At 66.7% G+C, this 17335-nt stretch carries 19 protein-coding genes; 8 read left to right on the forward strand and 11 right to left on the reverse strand.

Features of this window, described 5'->3' with window-relative positions:
- Nucleotides 1-63: 63 nt before the first annotated feature.
- The 4 genes from NF4_RS24850 to NF4_RS24865 form a co-directional block, all read right to left on the reverse strand.
- On the reverse strand, nucleotides 64-846 hold the full coding sequence (locus tag NF4_RS24850) for an SAM-dependent methyltransferase (RefSeq protein ID WP_063129815.1): 783 nt from the start codon (nucleotides 844-846) through the stop codon (nucleotides 64-66).
- A 139-nt stretch (nucleotides 847-985) separates the two neighbouring features.
- A complete protein-coding gene (locus NF4_RS24855) occupies nucleotides 986-2152 on the reverse strand; it encodes an acyl-CoA dehydrogenase family protein (RefSeq protein WP_063129786.1) in 1167 nt (388 codons plus the stop codon).
- A gap of 174 nt (nucleotides 2153-2326) precedes the next feature.
- Nucleotides 2327-3391, reverse strand: coding sequence for an aldo/keto reductase (locus NF4_RS24860; protein ID WP_063129787.1), 1065 nt, complete (start codon nucleotides 3389-3391; stop codon nucleotides 2327-2329).
- Between the two features lie 68 nt (nucleotides 3392-3459).
- Entirely contained in the window at nucleotides 3460-4185 is a 726-nt protein-coding gene (locus NF4_RS24865) for an SDR family NAD(P)-dependent oxidoreductase (RefSeq protein WP_063129788.1), read from the reverse strand.
- A gap of 139 nt (nucleotides 4186-4324) precedes the next feature.
- On the opposite strand from NF4_RS24865, the gene NF4_RS24870 reads away from it, so the two are divergent.
- The gene (locus NF4_RS24870) at nucleotides 4325-4888 is read left to right on the forward strand and encodes a TetR/AcrR family transcriptional regulator (protein WP_063129789.1); all 564 of its coding nucleotides are present in this window, start codon (nucleotides 4325-4327) and stop codon (nucleotides 4886-4888) included.
- Between the two features lie 7 nt (nucleotides 4889-4895).
- Here the strand turns inward: NF4_RS24870 and NF4_RS24875 are convergent, their stop codons facing one another.
- Nucleotides 4896-5798, reverse strand: coding sequence for an IS630 family transposase (locus NF4_RS24875; protein WP_198165467.1), 903 nt, complete (start codon nucleotides 5796-5798; stop codon nucleotides 4896-4898).
- A 38-nt stretch (nucleotides 5799-5836) separates the two neighbouring features.
- Here NF4_RS24875 and NF4_RS24880 point away from each other — a divergent pair, with 38 nt between their 5' ends.
- The gene (locus NF4_RS24880; RefSeq protein ID WP_084533437.1) at nucleotides 5837-7483 is read left to right on the forward strand and encodes an IS1182 family transposase; all 1647 of its coding nucleotides are present in this window, start codon (nucleotides 5837-5839) and stop codon (nucleotides 7481-7483) included.
- Here NF4_RS24880 and NF4_RS24885 read toward each other — a convergent pair.
- Both NF4_RS24885 and NF4_RS24890 read right to left on the reverse strand, forming a co-directional pair.
- Nucleotides 7451-7753, reverse strand: coding sequence for a helix-turn-helix domain-containing protein (locus NF4_RS24885; RefSeq protein ID WP_232330634.1), 303 nt, complete (start codon nucleotides 7751-7753; stop codon nucleotides 7451-7453). The genes NF4_RS24880 and NF4_RS24885 overlap by 33 nt on opposite strands.
- A 354-nt stretch (nucleotides 7754-8107) precedes the next feature.
- Entirely contained in the window at nucleotides 8108-8746 is a 639-nt protein-coding gene (locus NF4_RS24890) for a TetR/AcrR family transcriptional regulator (RefSeq protein WP_084533431.1), read from the reverse strand.
- A 130-nt stretch (nucleotides 8747-8876) separates the two neighbouring features.
- Here NF4_RS24890 and NF4_RS24895 point away from each other — a divergent pair, with 130 nt between their 5' ends.
- From NF4_RS24895 to NF4_RS24920, 5 genes are all read left to right on the forward strand, one after another.
- Nucleotides 8877-9308 carry an Ohr family peroxiredoxin gene (locus NF4_RS24895; protein WP_063129790.1) on the forward strand — a complete coding sequence of 144 codons (432 nt, stop codon included), beginning with the start codon at nucleotides 8877-8879 and terminating at the stop codon, nucleotides 9306-9308.
- A 30-nt stretch (nucleotides 9309-9338) separates the two neighbouring features.
- Nucleotides 9339-9914: a hypothetical protein gene (locus tag NF4_RS24900; protein ID WP_063129791.1), complete on the forward strand. Its 576-nt coding sequence runs from the start codon at nucleotides 9339-9341 to the stop codon at nucleotides 9912-9914.
- Nucleotides 9914-11326: a dihydrolipoyl dehydrogenase family protein gene (locus NF4_RS24905; protein ID WP_063129792.1), complete on the forward strand. Its 1413-nt coding sequence runs from the start codon at nucleotides 9914-9916 to the stop codon at nucleotides 11324-11326. The genes NF4_RS24900 and NF4_RS24905 overlap by 1 nt, the downstream gene beginning before the upstream one ends.
- Nucleotides 11327-12505: 1179 nt before the next feature.
- Nucleotides 12506-13879 (forward strand): FAD-binding oxidoreductase, encoded by a 1374-nt coding sequence (locus tag NF4_RS24915; RefSeq protein WP_063129794.1) that lies wholly within the window; start codon nucleotides 12506-12508, stop codon nucleotides 13877-13879.
- A 105-nt stretch (nucleotides 13880-13984) separates the two neighbouring features.
- A complete protein-coding gene (locus NF4_RS24920) occupies nucleotides 13985-14278 on the forward strand; it encodes an NAD-dependent epimerase/dehydratase family protein (protein ID WP_063129795.1) in 294 nt (97 codons plus the stop codon).
- A 423-nt stretch (nucleotides 14279-14701) separates the two neighbouring features.
- Here the strand turns inward: NF4_RS24920 and NF4_RS38765 are convergent, their stop codons facing one another.
- The 4 genes from NF4_RS38765 to NF4_RS24945 all read right to left on the reverse strand — a co-directional run bounded on the left by NF4_RS38765 (nucleotide 14702) and on the right by NF4_RS24945 (nucleotide 16783).
- Nucleotides 14702-14908 carry an SAM-dependent methyltransferase gene (locus NF4_RS38765; RefSeq protein ID WP_063129796.1) on the reverse strand — a complete coding sequence of 69 codons (207 nt, stop codon included), beginning with the start codon at nucleotides 14906-14908 and terminating at the stop codon, nucleotides 14702-14704.
- Between the two features lie 76 nt (nucleotides 14909-14984).
- On the reverse strand, nucleotides 14985-15428 hold the full coding sequence (locus NF4_RS24935; RefSeq protein WP_063129797.1) for a GlcG/HbpS family heme-binding protein: 444 nt from the start codon (nucleotides 15426-15428) through the stop codon (nucleotides 14985-14987).
- 33 nt (nucleotides 15429-15461) lie between these two features.
- Entirely contained in the window at nucleotides 15462-15782 is a 321-nt protein-coding gene (locus NF4_RS24940) for an NIPSNAP family protein (protein WP_063129798.1), read from the reverse strand.
- Nucleotides 15783-15814: 32 nt separating this feature from the next.
- On the reverse strand, nucleotides 15815-16783 hold the full coding sequence (locus NF4_RS24945) for an NADP-dependent oxidoreductase (RefSeq protein ID WP_063129799.1): 969 nt from the start codon (nucleotides 16781-16783) through the stop codon (nucleotides 15815-15817).
- Nucleotides 16784-16967: 184 nt separating this feature from the next.
- Between NF4_RS24945 and NF4_RS24950 the strand changes: the two genes are divergently transcribed.
- Nucleotides 16968-17335: winged helix-turn-helix transcriptional regulator (locus tag NF4_RS24950; RefSeq protein WP_063129800.1), on the forward strand; the 368-nt coding region annotated here is incomplete at its 3' end.

Consider the following 17335-nt stretch of genomic DNA (forward strand, 5'->3'; position numbering starts at 1 on the left):
CCACTTGTACGGGGACCGGGTCGCACAGTCGCCGGCCGAGACGGACCGGTGGGGCCGTAGCCACTACGGGACCTGGGCGACGCCGACATGAAATCCGCTGCGCTCGAGTGCCGGTGCCGGATCCTCCTGGTACCACTCGGTGGCGGACACCAGCCCCGGAGCAACGAGTTCCAGCCCCTTGAAGAAAGGCACGACTTCACTACGAGTGCGCAACCGCAGCGGGATCGCGGCCTGCTCGTACGCGGCCTCGACCTTTCCCTCCCACTCGGGATGCTCGTCGACCGTCCCGTGCGAAAGCAGCAGGAAGCTGCCCGATGGAAGGGCTTCCACGAGTGCTCGCACGATGCCGTATGCCTCGTCGTCCGGCAAGAAGTGCAGAAGAGCGAACAGCGATAGCGCGACGGGGCGGTCGAAGTCCAATACCTCACCGGCATGTTCCAGGATCGACGCCGGCTGTCGCACGTCCGCGTGCAGGAAACGGGTGACGCCCTCACGGGTACTGGTCAGCAGCGCTTCCGAGTGCTGCAGGACGATCGGATCGTTGTCCGCGTAGACGACCCGGGCGTCGGGCGCGATGGCCTGCACGACCTGGTGGATATTGGGCTCGGTGGGGATTCCGGTGCCGATGTCGAGATACTGGGCAATGCCGTTCTTCGCCAGCCAGCCGGTGGCCCGGTGGATGAACGCCCGGTTCCGGGCCGCGTTGCCGCGCGTTTCCTCGGGAAGTGCCGCGCCGACCTTCTCGTCGACCGGGTAATTGGTGCTACCGCCCAGCAGCCAGTCGTATACACGTGCGGGGTGGGGCTTGCTGGTGTCGATGTCGACACGGGAATCACCGGTAAGCACCGGAAACTCCTTCCTGTTGTGAATTTCGGGCGCCGTGTTCGTCACCCCTCGAGTACCGCCGCCCACGGTCGGCATCCGTCGGTGGCGGGAACGGCGACGAGCCGCGGGCCCGAGATGGCCCGTTATCGCTTCTCGATCATCATGTCTCCTGCGAGTCAGGGGTGGTCGCGAGGATGCCGGCGTGGTTCTCCACTGCGAGGTAAGTGTTGAACTGCACGTGCCGGCTGCCGACGTGCAGGTCACGCCAGAACCGCTGCAGTGCGTTGCCGGCGGCGAATCCGGCGGCTCCGTGCAGGTCCAGCAGCAGGTTCACCCCTTCTTGGCACCGCTGTACGACCGAGTTCAGTCGCATGCGCAGCGCCGTGCCGTCCCGGTCGGCGAGTGCCGGCTCGGCCGCGAGCTGGTCGATCTCGGCCGCGAGCACGACCAGGTCACGCTGGGCGCTCTCGATCAGGTGGGTGGCTTGGGCGAACCAGTGCCGGGCGCCGGGCGAGGCTGCGAGACTGTCGTACTGCGTCATCGGGGGCTTGCGCTCATGGAGCGTGGAACCGACCACATCCAGGGCTCCACGAGCGGCTCCGACCAGCGAGGCGAGCAGCGTCACACCACCGCCGAGCTGGCCGGCAGGCCGGCCGGAGAACAAGTCCGGTGCACCGTTCGGACCCGTGGGCACGGACAGTACGCGGGCGCGGGGCACGAACACGTCGTCGGCCACCAGCGTATGGCTACCGGTGCCGCGCATTCCGGCCGTGTCCCAGGTGCGCTCGATATCCAGATCCGAGGTCGGCGCGAGCACGAGGACGAACTCAGCAGGCCCGTCACCATCGCCCACCATGGCCGGGATGATGGCCCACGGCGCGTCCTCGCAGCCCGAGGCGTAGGGCCAACGTCCGGAGATATGGAGCCCCTTGGCGACCCGCCGTGCCCTGCCGGGGGGTTTGCCGGCACCGCACAGCCGCGTGTCGAGGTCGGCGTAGAACTCCGCGAGCACCTCCTCGGACATGAGCGGAGCGAAGGCCCGCTGCGCCTCGGCGCTCACCGCGACCAGCCAGGCCGACGACGAGCAACCGCGGCCCAGCTCGGAGATCACGCGAACGGTGGTCGGGAGGTCGGCGTCGAGACCACCGAACCGGGCGGGTGTGGCCAGCGCGAACGCACCCGCATCCCGCAGCGCCGCGGTGCTCCCGGCGGGCAGCCGCCGGTCGCGCTCGGCGCGGCCCGCGTTCGCGGCGAGTACCGGCACCGCCGACCGGGCCGCCGCCACCAGGTTCTCGACGTCGGCGGGCTGGATCTCCGTCGTGGTCATAAATATCCTTTCGCTCCACCTCTTGGTATACGAACTAGTACGTCTACATATCAGCGTACTGTCCCACCACGGGGTCGACCACGGCAAGCAAATATGTCGCATGTCACGGTCCCTGCATCCGGGTTGACCCATCGGTTCGCTCGATGATGGGTCGGCGCGGCGGCCGCCGCGTCGTCAGCGGCGGGCCTGGATCTTCAGGTCGCCGCGGGTCTGGACGCGGATGTGGTCGCTCGCGAGTAGTGCGTGGGGGAATCCGAGGTCGATCTCGCTGACCTCGTCAAGACGCGCCAGGTGGGACGGAGTGAGGTCGACCTCCAGGGCTCCCAGGTTCTCCTGCAGTTGCTCGGCGGTTCGAGCCCCGATGATCGGCGCTGTCACCCCTGGGTTCTGCAGGGTCCAGGCGAGCCCCACCTGGGCCGGTGTGTGGCCCAGCTCGTCGGCGACCTCCTTGACTACGTCCACGATGGCGAGGGCGCGTTCGGTTACTCCGCCGAGGGCCACGTTGAAGCTCTTGCGGACGCTCTCGCTCTGGCCGGAGGGCGGCGTGTTCAGGTCCTGTCGGCTGTACTTGCCGGTGAGCACCCCTCCCGCCAGCGGTGACCACAAGACGGTTCCCAGGCCCAGCTCGTTCGCCATCGGGATGAGGTCACGCTCTCCGGTGCGCTCGATCAGGTTGTACTCCAGCTGGAGTGCCACCAGCGGTGACCAGCCGCGCAGGTCGGCGATCGTCTGCATGCGTGAGATCTGCCAGGCCGGGGTGTTGGAGATGGCCACGTAGAGGACCTTGCCCTGCCGAACGAGGTCGTCCAGACCGCGAAGGATCTCCTCCACAGGGGTGGTGGGGTCCCACACGTGCAGGTAGAGCAGGTCGATGTAGTCGGTGTTCAACTGCCGCAGGCTGGTCTCGACCGCCCCGAAGAGGCTTTTTCGGCTCGCGCCACCGGAGTTGGGGTCGCCGGGCCGGCGCAGGGTCGTGTACTTCGTGGCCAGGACCAAGCTGTCTCGTCTGTCCCGGGCGAACTCACCGAGCATGCGCTCCGATGTGCCGTTGGTGTAGGTGACCGCTGTGTCGATGAAGTTCCCGCCGCGTTCGACGTACTGGTCGAACAACTTGCGCGCCTCGTCCTGCTCCGCGCCCCAGCCCCAGTCGTTGCCGAAGGTGGCCGTCCCGAGCGCGAGCGGCGAGACCCGCAGGCCGGAACGCCCGAGTTGCCGGTAGGTGTCGAGAGTGAGTGACATCGTGTTTCTCCTGTGGTTGTGGTTCGTAGTACTCGTGGGCGCGAATCGGTGGCCGGCTCGCCCGGGTTTCAGACGCCGAGCCCGTAGCCGCCGGCCACGGCGATGTCCTGTCCGGTGACGTAACCGGCGGCGTCCGAGGCGAGGAAGGCGACGACTTCCGCGACCTCTCGACTGGATCCGAAGCGCTCGAACGGGATCTTCGCGCGCATGGCATCCCGACCGCTCCCGGGAACTCCCAGCTTGTCGAACAGCGGGGTTTCGATCGGCCCGGGACTAACGGCATTGACACGGATTCCGCGCGGAGCCAGTTCGAGCGCGAGCGAGGGCAGCATTGCCAGTAGTGCACCGCGCGTCGCTGCCCCCAGCGTGGCGCCAGGGCTGCCGCGACGGGATCCGACGCCCACGGTGAAGACGATCGATCCGCTGTCGTTCATGAGCGGAAGGGCCTTCTGGAGGGTGAAGTACTGGCCCTTGAAGTTGATGTCGACCTGCTCATCGAACGCCTCCTCCGTCACATCGGCAATCGGTGCAGGGCGGAAGATTCCGGCGTTGAGGAACAGCAGGTCGAGCGATCCGAAACGTTCGGACACCGTCGCCAACAGAGCGTCGGTATCGGCCGGAACTCGAAGATCGGACCGGACGGCCAGTACGTCGTCGGGAAGTTCGAGCCGTGCCCGCGCGAGGGAATCCGGGTTCTGTCCGGTGACAGCGACCCGGTATCCACAGGCGTGCAGCAGTTCGGCGGTCGCTCTGCCGATTCCGGTCGTGCCGCCGGTGATGAGCGCTGCGGGCATTGGGGGCCTTTCGTCGAACGGGGAGGATCGGGGCTACACCGGTAACCGGAGAGGTCGCCGCTTTCGCCAAGGTACACTAACCGGAGACATCCCCGATTCCTTCCCTACCTCGCCCCCGACACTCCCGATCGCGAAGACCATGACACCTCCACGGAACGGCCTGCGCGCCGATGCCCAACGCAACCGCGAACGCCTGATCGTCACGGCCACCGAGGCTTTCACCTCCGGGCGAGCGATCTCGTTCGATACGATCGCCAAGCGCGCGGGCGTGGGAAGCGGCACCCTCTATCGACATTTCCCCACCCGGGAGGACCTGGTCGAGGAGGTCTACCGCGACCAGATCCGCCCTTTGCGCGAGGACGCACAGGCCCTCCTGGCCGCCGAGCGACCCGCACGAGCTCTCCATATGTGGATGTGCCGCTTCGCCGAGTGGGCGAGTGAGCGGCGCGGCATCTGCGAAGCCCTGGTCGCCATGAGCGCTTCCGGACGCTTCGGCACCGGACCGGTCTGCGATGAGGTCCAGCAGATCCTGGGCATGATGCTCGAGGCCGGGGCCGAAGAAGGGGTACTGCGCAGCGATATCGACCCGGTCGACATCGGCGGCATCCTCGCAGGCGTGCTCTCCGTAGCCGGCGCGCGCGAGCAACGCGACCAACTCGACCGCATGCTCACCGTCGTCGTCGATGGCCTGAGGGCGCGCTAGTGCCTCGTCAGGCAACGTTGGCCAGGTAATCGGGTAGCCGGATCTTGGAGTTGACGGCGAACTCGCGTTTGGGGCTCGGCGTGCTGGTTGCGCCAGCGGATGTAAGCGCCATCGCGGCGTCTTGCCCACCATGGCTGCGGTGATCGGTGCCGTTGAGCGCGAAGTAGCGCAGCGCCGCGAACTCGGACTCGATCCAGTTCAACCACGATGAACAGGTCGGAGTGAACACCAGTTCAACGGCGTTGTCGGCAGCCCATTTCCGCACCTCGCGACGCTTGTGGACCGAGTAGTTATCCACGATCACATACAGTTTCTGCCCTGGCCAGCGTGCGCGCAGCGACTTGAGGAACGCGAGAAATTCCGTCCACCGCTTCCGGTCTCGGATCCGGTAGTGCATCTGGCCGGTAGCCAGATCCAGCGCACCGAACATGTGCCGCACACCCTGGGTGCGGTTATAGGTGGCCCGCAACCGTCTCGGACGGCGTGCGGGGAACCATCCCCGACCCGCACGAGGAAGCAAGTTCAACGGCCCGAACTCATCAGCGCAGATCACCCGACCATCGGCGGGCGGATTGTCGTAGAGATCGAGGATCCGGGCCATCTTCTCGGCGAACTCGGGGTCGTTGCTGGCCTTCCACGTCTTGGTCGCTTGCCACGACACCCCCGCGGCCTTCGAGATCTGCCGTATCGTTTCCCGGCTCAGATCAGCAATACCGTTGGTGCGCAACACTTCCTGAAGTTTCGACAAACTCCAGGTCGAGAACGGCCAGCCCAGGTTGCGGGGGCAGCACCGAGCGATCTGGGCGATCCGTTCACGCGTGCCCCGATCAGTCTTGCTCGGCCTGCCCCCGCTCCATTTTGGACACCGTTGGCGAATTCGGTTGAAGGGGAGGCGGTTCGGCAAGATCAACGCTGGTGTTCTGGGTATGGGTGTTGATGGGAGTTGCTGTGTCGTTGCGTCCGCGCGGGTGGGTAGTGGTTCCGGCTGAGACGGAACGGGTCGCCCGGGTAGTGTTCCCGGACGGTTGCCCGGCAGTACGGATGCGGGATGTTCTGGGACCGATCTTTACCGATGCCGAGTTCGCGGACATGTTCTCCCGGCGTGGTCAGCCGGCAATCTCGCCAGCCTTGCTGGCGTTGGTGTCGGTGCTGCAATACGCGGAGGGTCTTTCTGACCGTCAAGCGGCGCAAGCGGTTCGTGCTCGCATCGATTGGAAGTATGCGCTGGGGCTGGAACTGACCGATCCCGGGTTCGACTACTCGGTGCTCAGCGAGTTCCGGTCCCGGCTGATCACCGGCGGCCTGGAACACCGCGTGTTGGATGCGATGTTGGATGCGATACGTCAGGCTGGGCTGCTGAAGGCTGGTGGGCGGCAGCGCACCGATGCCACGCATGTGCTGGCGGCGGTGCGGGATCTGAACCGGTTGCAGTTCGTCACCGAGACGCTGCGAGCCGCACTGAACATGCTTGCTGCTGCGGCGCCGGAATGGTTGGCTGGCGTCGCTGAACCCGAGTGGTTCGACCGTTATAGCGCCCGCTCGGAAGATACCCGGTTCCCCAGCCGCTGGGCGGCCCGCACGACCCATGCGAACCAGATCGGTGCCGACGGAATGACCGTGCTGACCGAGGCCACCGCTACCGGTGCGCCGTCGTGGCTGCGGGAACTACCCGCGGTGGAATTGCTGCGAAAGATCTGGATTCAGCAGTATCAGGTCACTGATGGCGTGGTGAACTGGAGAGACAAGAAGGATCTACCACCTGCAGCGATTCGGTACTGCTCGCCCTATGACGACCAGGCTCGCACCGGCACCAAACGCGACGCTTCCTGGAACGGTTACAAGGTCCATCTCACCGAAACCTGCGAGCCCGACGCTCCGCACCTGATCACTCAGGTCGCCACCACCCCTGCCCCGGTTCCGGACATGGCGATGACCGCCTCAATCCACACCAGCCTGGCCGAGCGGGATCTGCTGCCCGACATCCATCTCGTCGATGCCGGTTACGTCGATGCCGACCTGCTCATCGCTGCTGGCCGAGACCACGGGATCGAACTACTCGGCCCGGCCAAGGCCGCCACCGGATGGCAAGCTACTGCCGGAGATGGCTACACCTTGACCGATTTCACCATCGACTGGGACAATGAGCAGGTCACCTGCCCACAAGGTGTCGAGTCCCGATCGTGGAAGGCCGACCGATCCCAAGACGGGATCCCGGTCGTCAGGGTCCGGTTCCCCAGCTCGGCATGTCAGTCCTGTCTCGCCCGCGAGCAATGCACCCGCTCCAGAGCAGGACGACGACTCACTTTGCGTCACCGCGACCAGCACGAGGCCCTCCAGCACGCTCGGGTCGAGCAGCAGACCGAACACTGGCAACAACGCTATCGGCATCGCGCAGGAATCGAAGGCACGATCGCCCAGGGCATCCGATCCTGCGGCCTGCGCCGATCCCGCTACCGCGGGCTGGACAAGACTCGTCTCCAGCACGTGCTCACCTCCGCGGGACTCAACCTCAACCGACTCAACGCCTGGTGGGAGACCGCAGCGTTCGCTCCCACCCGAACATCACACTTCGGTGTGCTCAGACCAGTCGCCTGACTGCCCTACAGGATTCGCCAACGGTGTCCATTTTGGGTCCAGGGCCGCGAATCCCTTCTCGTTGAATGCGTGGATGACCTCGCGCACGTAGTCCTCGCTGACCTGCATCAACTTGGCTATCAACGGGACCGGTTGGCGTTGAGCCGAGGCCATCACCACGATCGCGCGCCGCATCCGCACCGGCACTTTGCTGGTCTTGGCGATCCTTGCCAGCTTGCGCCCCTCTTCCGGGGTCACCGGCCGAACGAACACTCCGGGTTTTCTCGCCACCCGACACCACCTCCGCGAGCAGCATCGCTGGCCCCGGATCGCAGATCAACCCGGCGCGCACGTTGGCCCGATTACGCGGCCAACTCTTCTGGACGAGGCACTAGCTGTCGAGAATTGTTGCCCGTATGACTGCGGAACGACTGGAGCGGATAGGCCACCAGCCGTCGGGACGGCGCATCACCACCCGGTAGGACGGTTACCAGACCGCAGTGTGCCATCACCCGGATAGCCCGGCCTCGAGCGCCTCTCCCGCACACCGAGGCGCGGCAAGAGCGCCGCGAAGCCGGCCCATTCCAGGCCGCCCAGGACGAGGCGGCAACCGGGAAGCCGCGCAGGACCGGATCCTGCGATGACTCAGCGAGCAGGCACGGCCCCGACCTCCGGGGCCGTGGAGGCCGCGAGGACGCCGTCGAAGGCGGCGCCGAGCGCGGCTGAGATGTCGGCCGACGTGCCGAGGTAGCCGTTGACCATCGCTCCGTCGCGGAGGATCATCAGCTGCTTCGCCACACTCGTGACGTCGGCTGCGCCGGCGTCCTCTGCGATGGCGGCGAACTCGTCGAGCATCGACTGCCGGTGCGCATGGACGGAGACCCGGACCGGGTCAGCGGGGTCGGAGAATTCTGCGGCGGCGTTGATGAAGGCGCACCCACGGAAGCCGGGCCGGCAGCTGTGAGCACCGATGTCGTCGGCCAGCGCGCGCAGGGAACCGCTGGGATCGCCCGGCCGCCGACGGCTCCGCACCCATTGTTTCTCGGCCTCCGACTGCACCGCGAGGTAGGCGACGACGAGGTCGCTCTTGGTACGGAAGTGTCGGTAGAAGGTCACCTTGGTGATTCCGACGCGCTCGATGATGCGGTCGGCGCTGACGGCCCGGATTCCCTCGGCATAGAACAGCTCGCTCGCGGCTTCGAGGATGCGCGCGCGCGTCTGCGCACCGCCCCTACCCTGCTGCCCCGTGCTCGCCTGGATACCTGTCACCCCGTCGTCACCCATGTTCCCTCTCAATCGCGATTCAACCCACTTGCGCTGGTGTACTAACTAGTCTACATTCCTCTTTGTAGACGTACTAGTACCCCCACATAGCAGCCAGTCCGTAGACCGGCCCCACCAAGGGAGAACTCTCATGTCCGACACCCTCTACACCACCACCGCCACCTCGACCGGCGACGGCCGCGCGGGAGGTCGCGCCGTCACCGACGACGGCCTGCTCGATGTGACGCTGGCGATCCCGCGCTCGATGGGCGGACCGGGCGGCGCGACCAACCCCGAGCAGCTCTTCGCCGCCGGTTGGTCCTCGTGCTTCCACTCCGCACTGAAGATGGTTGCCGCACAGAGCAAGACGAAGCTCACAGACTCCGCGGTATCCGCCGAGGTGTGGATCACCAAGACCGAGAGCGGCGGCCTCGCACTGGGCGGCGCACTTCGCGTGCATATCGGCGGTGGCATCGATCAGGCGGCCGCCGAGAACCTCGTCGCCGCAGCGCACACCGTATGCCCCTATTCGGTCGCGACCCGCGGCAACGTCCCCGTCACGCTCACGACCACCGTCGCCTGACCGTCGAACGAATCACCTCGGAGAGACACCATGCCCATCACAGAAACCACCCCGGCACTCACCTACAGCCGATCGCTGCGCACCCTCTACTTCGTCCGATTCGTCTTCGCCATCATCTGGGTGGGGATCATGTTCTCCGCAGCGGCAAAGGCGACCGAACCGAACGCCCTCCTGACGGTTCTGCTGATCGTCTACCCCCTCTTCGACGCCGGGGCAGTGCTATGGCAGCTGCGCGCCGACCCCGACAAGCAGCGCTCCAAGACCGCTGAATGGATCAACGTCGTCGTCAGCGTCGCCGTCGCCGTCGCCGTCGGCGTCTCCTCCTCGATCGCGATCCCCGCAGCCCTCGCAGTCTGGGGCGTCTGGGCGATCATCTCCGGCATCCCGCAGCTCATCGCCGCCATCCGCAACCGGAAGTCCGGAGGCCAGGTCGCACAGATGCTGTCGGGCGGCATCTCGGTGTTCGCCGGCAGCGGGTTCCTGATCCAGGGGCTGCAGGGCAACGGCGCGATCTCGGGTGCGGCCGGCTACGCGGCGCTCGGCGCGATCTTCTTCCTTGTCTCGGCGATCCGGCTGAGCATCATGCTGCGGAAACGGGCCGTCTGATGTCCGAGGAGAACACGACATACGACTACGACCTGATCGTCATCGGCGGCGGGCCCGTCGGCGAGAACGTCGCCGACTACGCCACCAAGCGCGGGGTCCGGGCCGCGATCGTCGAGGCCGAGCTCGTCGGAGGCGAGTGCTCCTACTGGGCCTGCATGCCCTCCAAGGCGTTGCTGCGCTCCGGGCATGCCCTCCGGGCAGCCCGCCGACTGGCCGGAGCGCGCGAAGCCGTCGCCGGCGACGTCGACGCCAAGGCCGTCCTCGCCCGACGGACCGCGTTCACCAGCGACTGGAACGACGACGGGCAGGCCGCATGGCTCGACTCCGCCGACGTCGACCTGATCAGAGGCCACGGTTGCCTCGCGGGCCGCCGGCAGGTGACCGTCGGCGACCGGATCTACACCGCACGGGCGGTCGCCCTCGCCACCGGGTCCGTCCCGGTCGTCCCGCCGATCCCGGGGCTCATGGAATCCAAGGCATGGGGCACTCGCGAGATCACCTCCGCCGACCACGTGCCGCAGAGCCTGATCATCCTCGGCGGTGGCGTCGCCGGCACCGAGATGGCGTTCGCCTTCTCCTCGCTGGGCACCCAGGTCACCATGCTCTCGCGCGAGGCGCTGCTCGGCCGTGAGGAGCCGTTCGTCGGCGCGCACGTCGCCGCGGCGCTGACGGACGAGGGCGTCGATGTGCGCATCGGTGCATCGCCCGTGCGAGTCGACCGCAACTCCGACGGAACCGTCACCGTCGCACTCGAGGACGGCACCGCTCTGCAGGCTGGGGAGATGCTCGTGGCCACCGGTCGCCGTCCGGCGACCACGGGGCTCGGGCTCGAGGCCGCGGGCATCGACCCGAAGCTACCGGTCGACGACACAATGCTCGTCGAAGGCACCGACTGGCTATATGCGGTAGGCGACGTCAACCGACGTGCCCTGCTCACTCACCAGGGCAAGTACCAGGCGCGGGCGGCCGGCGAGGCGATCGCGGCCCGTCTGCAAGGCGCGCCGCTCTCCGACGGCCCTTGGGGGCGGCACGTCGCCACGGCAGACCATGCCGCCGTGCCACGAGTGGTGTTCTCCGACCCCGAAGTCGCCGCCGTCGGCTACACCGAGGCCCAGGCCCGCGCCGAGGGCCGCAACGTCCGAACGGTCGAATACGACCTCGGCGCGGTGGCCGGAGCCGCGCTCCACGCCGACGGGTACGCCGGGCGCGCCAAGCTCATCATCGATGAGCACCGGCACGTCGTAATCGGCGCGACGTTCGTCGGCCAGGACGCCGCAGAGCTCGTGCACGCGGCGACCATCGCGATCGTCGGGGAAGTCTCCCTCCACCGGCTCTGGCACGCCGTCCCCGCCTACCCCACGATCAGCGAGATCTGGCTGCGGCTCCTCGAGGCATATGGCCGCCCCGCCTGAACCACCGCCAGCTCAACACCTCGACGCCACGTCTCGACTGGGTGCGTGAGCGCTTGCACCAGCTCACCACTCGTCTGCCCCACGGCCCGATCGCGTTCGCGGCGCGGTCGAACCCGACCAAGCCGGACGTGCTTCATGCTGCGCCGCTTCTCTCCAACGACAAGGGAATCGCCCTGCGACAACGCTCTCCGTCGTCGCAGGGCGATTGGGGGTGCAGAGCTCGCCGAGGCCATCTCGCAGGCAACGGCGGACCGTGCGGGCAGCGATGCCCTTCGCGGCCTCGCCGACGCCCATCGCGCCTACGCGGCCGCGAGGCCCGGCGCGTGGGCCGTATTGCAGCGGCCCGCCTCGGCCACCACCGGCACGTCCGAAGATGCGGCGAGGGTGGCCACGCGGACCCTGGCCGTCCTGCGCAGCGCGACTTGGCCTACCTCATCTCGAACGCGCGGCCATCCTCTGTCCAGTGCTCGCAGCGCAGGCCCCAGGGCATCAGCTCGACACCTTCTCGCCGAGTGAGTGCGGCGGCCTCGTCCGCCTGCGCGAACGCCGCGGCCAGGACTGGCTCGAGCGCACAGACTGTCCGTGGGGCGTCGACAGGGCGGTCGAGCACCCTGGTAGCGGTGACGACACCGCTACCTACGAGGTCAGGATCAGCGCCGAACTGCCTGACGGGGTCGTCCCGCGCCGGAAGGACGCGAACCCCAGCCGCCGCACCAGAGCTTTCGCCACAATGCCCTTGACCCCGACGGCCTGCACGACGTGCTCTTCGCCGGGTGGGCGACAGTCGAAAGGAGGGTGTCGATGATCGGAGCGCGTGAGACCACCGTGCTGCCATGGCCCGGCGACCCGACTTCGGAGTGGACGGCCGTGGAAGAGCACGCACAGTCGCACCATCTGCCGGACCGTCCGCAGGAGCGCTGATGCCGCGAACGTAGAACATCCCGTTCGCCGCGTCGAGGATGCGCTCCCGCGTTGCCGACCCCGCGGGGTTCGTGGCACAACTTCGTTGGTATCGGCGTCCATCTGCTCCTCCGGTCCGGACTGTGCTGTTTGCGCCAGCGGCGCACATAGTTTACGTTCTCTGGTAGACGTACCAGTTACCCTACACAGCCTGGGTCGCCTCGGAACGACGACCGGCTGCTCAGACGTCTTGCCGAGTCCGGAAACGAAAGAGAAGCGATGCCTGCGACAACACATCAACAACTGAACCGTCTCACCGATACCCTGCGGAACACCGTCCACCCGGGCTCGGTGGTCACCACGGGGCCGGATTACGAGGCCGGCCGCCATATATGGAACGGCGCGGTATCCGCTCGCCCCGGCGTCATCGTCCGGTGCGCGGACGCATCCACGGCACGGGCTGCCGTACTGGCCACACAGGAATCCGGAGTAACGCTGTCGGTGCGGGGTGGTGGCCACGACTGGGCCGGCCGAGCGTTGAGCGATGGCGGCTTGACCATCGACCTCTCCGGGATGCGCGGTGTAACCGTGGACCCCGTGGCGAAGGTTGCCGAGGTCTCGGCAGGGGCCACGGCCGCCGATCTCGCGGCCGCCACCCAGCCGTTCGGCCTCGTTCCGGCGACCGGCACCGTCGGCTCGGTGGGCATGGCCGGCCTCACACTCGGTGGCGGCTACGGCCCGCTCAGCGGCCGATTCGGACTCGCGCTGGACAATCTCCTGTCAGCGGAGGTGGTACTCGCCGACGGCTCCGTCGTCACCGCCGATGCCGAACAGGAACCGGACCTGTTCTGGGCATTGCGCGGCGGCGGCGGGAACTTCGGTCTCGTAACCTCGATGCGTGTGCGTCTGCACGCCGTGCCGGCGTTGCTGTCGGGCATGATCGTATTCCCGTGGGAGCAGGCCGGAACAGTGCTGGCCGGGTTGCCGGATGCCCTGGCCGAGAGCCCGGACGAACTGACCGTCCAATTCGGCATCCTGTCCGGCCCCGACGGCAAGCCGGTGGTGTTCCTTTCGCCCACGTGGAGCGGCGAGGACGTTGCAGCGGGAGAACACAAGCTGGCGCGGCTCGACACCCTCGGCACACCTCTTGTCTCCCAAGTCGCCTCCACCACCCTGCCCGAGATGCTCGCGGCCATGGATGCGCAGTTCCCCTTCGGCCGGCACACCGAGATTCGCACTCGTTCCGTATCGTCACTGACCTCTGGAGTGCGTGACATGCTGACCCTCGCAGGCTCCCCCCTGACCTCACCCCTTTCCGCCGTGAGCGTGCACACCCTGCTCGGCGCGGGCGCACGAGTGCCAGCGGCGGAGACGGCATTCGGTAACCGCGACCCGCACTTCATGATCGAGATCATCGCCCTCTGGGAACCAGACGACACCCGCGCGGCGGAGCACCGCGCCTGGGCCGGCAACCTCACCTCGATCCTCGAACCCGAGGCCCTGCCCGGCGGATACCCCAACCTCCTCGGACCGGACGACACCGCACAGGTCGCACACGCCTACGGTCCGAACACCGAACGGCTACTCGCAGTGAAACGCCGCGTCGATCCGGACCACGTCTTCCACGCAATTCCACTGCCGGATCCGTCTTGACCCGGCAGCCCACCCCTGAACCGACCGAGTCGCCGAATCTCGGCGAGCAACTCGGAATGTGGTGCTCGAGCGGCATTCCAGCTATCGATACGACGGGAGTTGGATATGAAGGTCTTCGTGACGGGCGGCAGCGGGTTCGTCGGTCGGCGCCTGGTGCGCCACCTCACCCGCGAGGGACACTCGGTGCGGGCGTTGGCACGTTCCGACCGTGCTGCCGAGCAGATCACGGCCGCCGGCGGGAAGGTGGTGCCGGGCGATCTGGCCGACTCGACGACCGGCGGCGCATCGCCCGAGTGGACATCTGCCCCCATAACCCGCCGTACGTACGACGCCAAACGATCGCCTGCAGCCGATCGTAGAATCAGGCCGGAAGGCGGATTACCCGCCCGTCGGGCGTGAAGACCTCCAATTAGAGGCACACGCCGCGGAAAACCACGCCTCGAGCCGGTCGAGCGGGGCGAGCTCGTCGAACGAGGTCGGATTCGGGTACAGCGCGTGCAACTCCTCGAAAGTCCGCTCGAGTAGCGCCGCAAGCACACCGAGTTTCTTCCCGAAGTGGTAGTAGATCGAGGTCGGTGGGAGCCCGGACCGCGCGGACAGGGTCCGAGATGGCCATGCCGTCGTAGCCCTTTTCGCCGATGAGAGCTCGGACTGCGTTCAGGATGGCCTCCCGACTACTCGAGCCCGCAGCAGTCGGAGCGGAGTCGGATTCCCTCACCATGCGGTCATGATAGGTCGCGCAGAGACGCAACTTCCCTACTGGGCGTCCCCAGGCACTTCGCGCGGCCGTCGATCGACGGATCCCGATAGGGTCGTAAGCAGTCATAGGATCCGGGCGACGCCGACGTGAAATCCGCTGCGTTCGATTGCTGGTGCCGGATCCTCCTGGTACCACTCGGTGGCGGTCACCAGCCCCGGAGCAACGAGTTCCAGCCCCTCGAAGAAAGGCGCGACCTCACTGCGGGTACGCAACCGTGCGGGATGGGGCTTGCTGGTGTCGATGCCGAGACGGGATTCGCCGGTAAGCACTGGACACTCCTTCCTGTTGTGAATGTCGGGCGCCGCATTGATCACGTCGTGAGTACCGGCGATCCCACGCCCATCCTCAATCCGGAATCGGGAATCCCTGCGCCCGCAGGGCTACGTGGGCGGCGTTCTCGTCCTCCTCGGCGCTGCCGCCGGAAATACCGAGACCTCCGACGCACACACCGTTGTCGAAAAGCGGGAATCCGCCACCCACGGCCAGCAGCCGTGGATGGTGGGCCAGCGGAGCCACCCGCGGGTCGGAAACCAGAGCATTCCAGCTGTGGGTCGCGAGCCGGAAGGACGCCGCGGTCCACGCCTTGTCGACTGCGACCTCCGCGGCGAGAAACGGTACAGTGTCGGCGCGTTCGAACGCCACCAAGTGGCCACCGGCGTCGGTGATCGCCGTAGCGACCTCGATACCGGCCTCAGCGGCCGCCGCACGCACGGCCTCGACCAGCGCGACCGCGGCGGCGCGGTTGATCGAAGGCACATTATGTGTCTTCGGCAGGATGTTATCGGACATACCGATCTTCCTCTTTCGCCCTGTTGTATGGGTTCACTGCAGTCCGGACACCGGGGTGGGTGCCACCCTGGTCACCTTGATTTCGTCGAGAACCAGCAAGCTGTTCACCGTGGGACCGATCTCGTCGCGCCAGCGGTCGCTCTGGTAGACGTTCGCGTAGAGGGTGGCGCGCTCCTGTTCGTTCTCGAACCGGCGGATCCACACATAGCCGTCCGGATCCTCCTCGTCCACGAACGACGCCGTGACCGACATTCCCTGTTCGACCTGGAACGGGATGATGACGCTCTCCATATATCGGACCAATTCGTCGCGACGCCCCGGCTGGACCTGATACCGGCGAATCTCGTAGAACATCGGATATCTCCTGGTAGTTGTCGTGGCGCAGTTCAGGAAACGACACGCAGGACGAGCTTGCCGCGGGTGCGGTTGGACTCGCCGCGAGCATGCGCAGCCGCGGCCTGTTCGAGGGGGAAAACCTCTTCGACTTCCACTGCCACACTGCCCGAGTCGATCAGTTCACCGATACTGGTGAGTGCCGGTCCATCGGGTTCGACCAGAAACGGCGACACCCGCATTCCTTTCGCCTCCGCCGCGGCAGCCAGCTCGGGCGAGACGCCGGCGGGAACGGCGACGAGCAGCCCACCGGGGCGCAGCACATCCAGCGATCGCGTGCTGGTGTCGTCGTAATGGTCGCCCACCAGGTCGATCACGATGTCGACGTCCGCTACCGCGTCCTCGAACCGGACTGCGGTGTAGTCGATCAGCTCGTCGGCGCCTATTTCGGTGAGCCAGCCGTGGCCGGCGGCGCGAGCAGTGCCGATCACGTAGGCACCGAGGTGCTTGGCGAATTGGATCGCCAGATGCCCGACGCCGCCGGCGGCCGCGTGGATCAGCACGCGCTGCCCCGCCCTGATCTGCGCGGTATCCACCAATGCCTGCCACGCGGTGAGGGCGGCGAGCGGCACTCCCGCGGCCTGTTCATGAGTGATACTCGTCGGCTTGCGAGCGAACTGCCGCGCCGGAGCGGTGACGTATTCGGCGTAGGCGCCCGCCGCCCGCGGGAACCAGGGCATTCCGTAGACCTCGTCACCTTCTTTCAGAGTCGTCACGCCGAAGCCGACCTTTTCCACCACTCCGGAGACGTCCCAGCCCAGGATGAACGGTGGCGCGCCGAGCTCCCCCGCCATTCCCTCGCCGACCCGGGTTTTCCAGTCCACCGGATTGATGCCGGCGGCATACACTTTCACCCGGACCTCGGTAGGCAACGGTTCAGGGCGCGGTATTTCCGCCACCAAAAGTACGTCGGGACCGCCGAGGGCGTGCTGGACAATGGCGCGCATCGATGTATCGGACATTCGTTTCTCTCCCGATCTGAATGAGGGAGAAGGACCGGAGCGCGATCTCCCCTTTGACAGACGCAAGGTATCCCCAGAGATATAGTTACCCGCAAGGGAGAGAACTTCCTATTGAAAAGTATGAAGGTGAGGGGCTTGCGAAATGACGACTTCATGCCTGACGGGCCTCCATTCCGACCATGACGTGTACGCCGAGCAGTGCCCGTGCCGGACATTGCTCGATCTGCTGGCGAACAAGTGGTCTGCCCTGGCCATCGGCGCACTCGAGGACGGCCCACAGCGGTTCGGACAGCTGCAGCGGCACTTGCAGGGAATCAGCCCGAAGGTGCTGACCCAGAACCTGCGGCGACTCGAAGAGTTCGGCCTGGTCGAACGCACCATTTATCCGGTCGTACCGCTGCACGTCGAGTACGCCCTCACCGAGTTGGGACACAGCGCCGCTGCGCCGCTGCGGATGTTGCGCAATTGGGTGGAAAACAACATCGACAGCGTCGCCCTTGCCGGCGCGCGCGAGGCATCCTGCGCGAGTGAAACAGACGGATTTGCAGACCC

The sequence above is a fragment of the Nocardia fusca NBRC 14340 genome (assembly GCF_001618425.1).
Taxonomy (GTDB): Bacteria; Actinomycetota; Actinomycetes; order Mycobacteriales; family Mycobacteriaceae; genus Nocardia; species Nocardia fusca.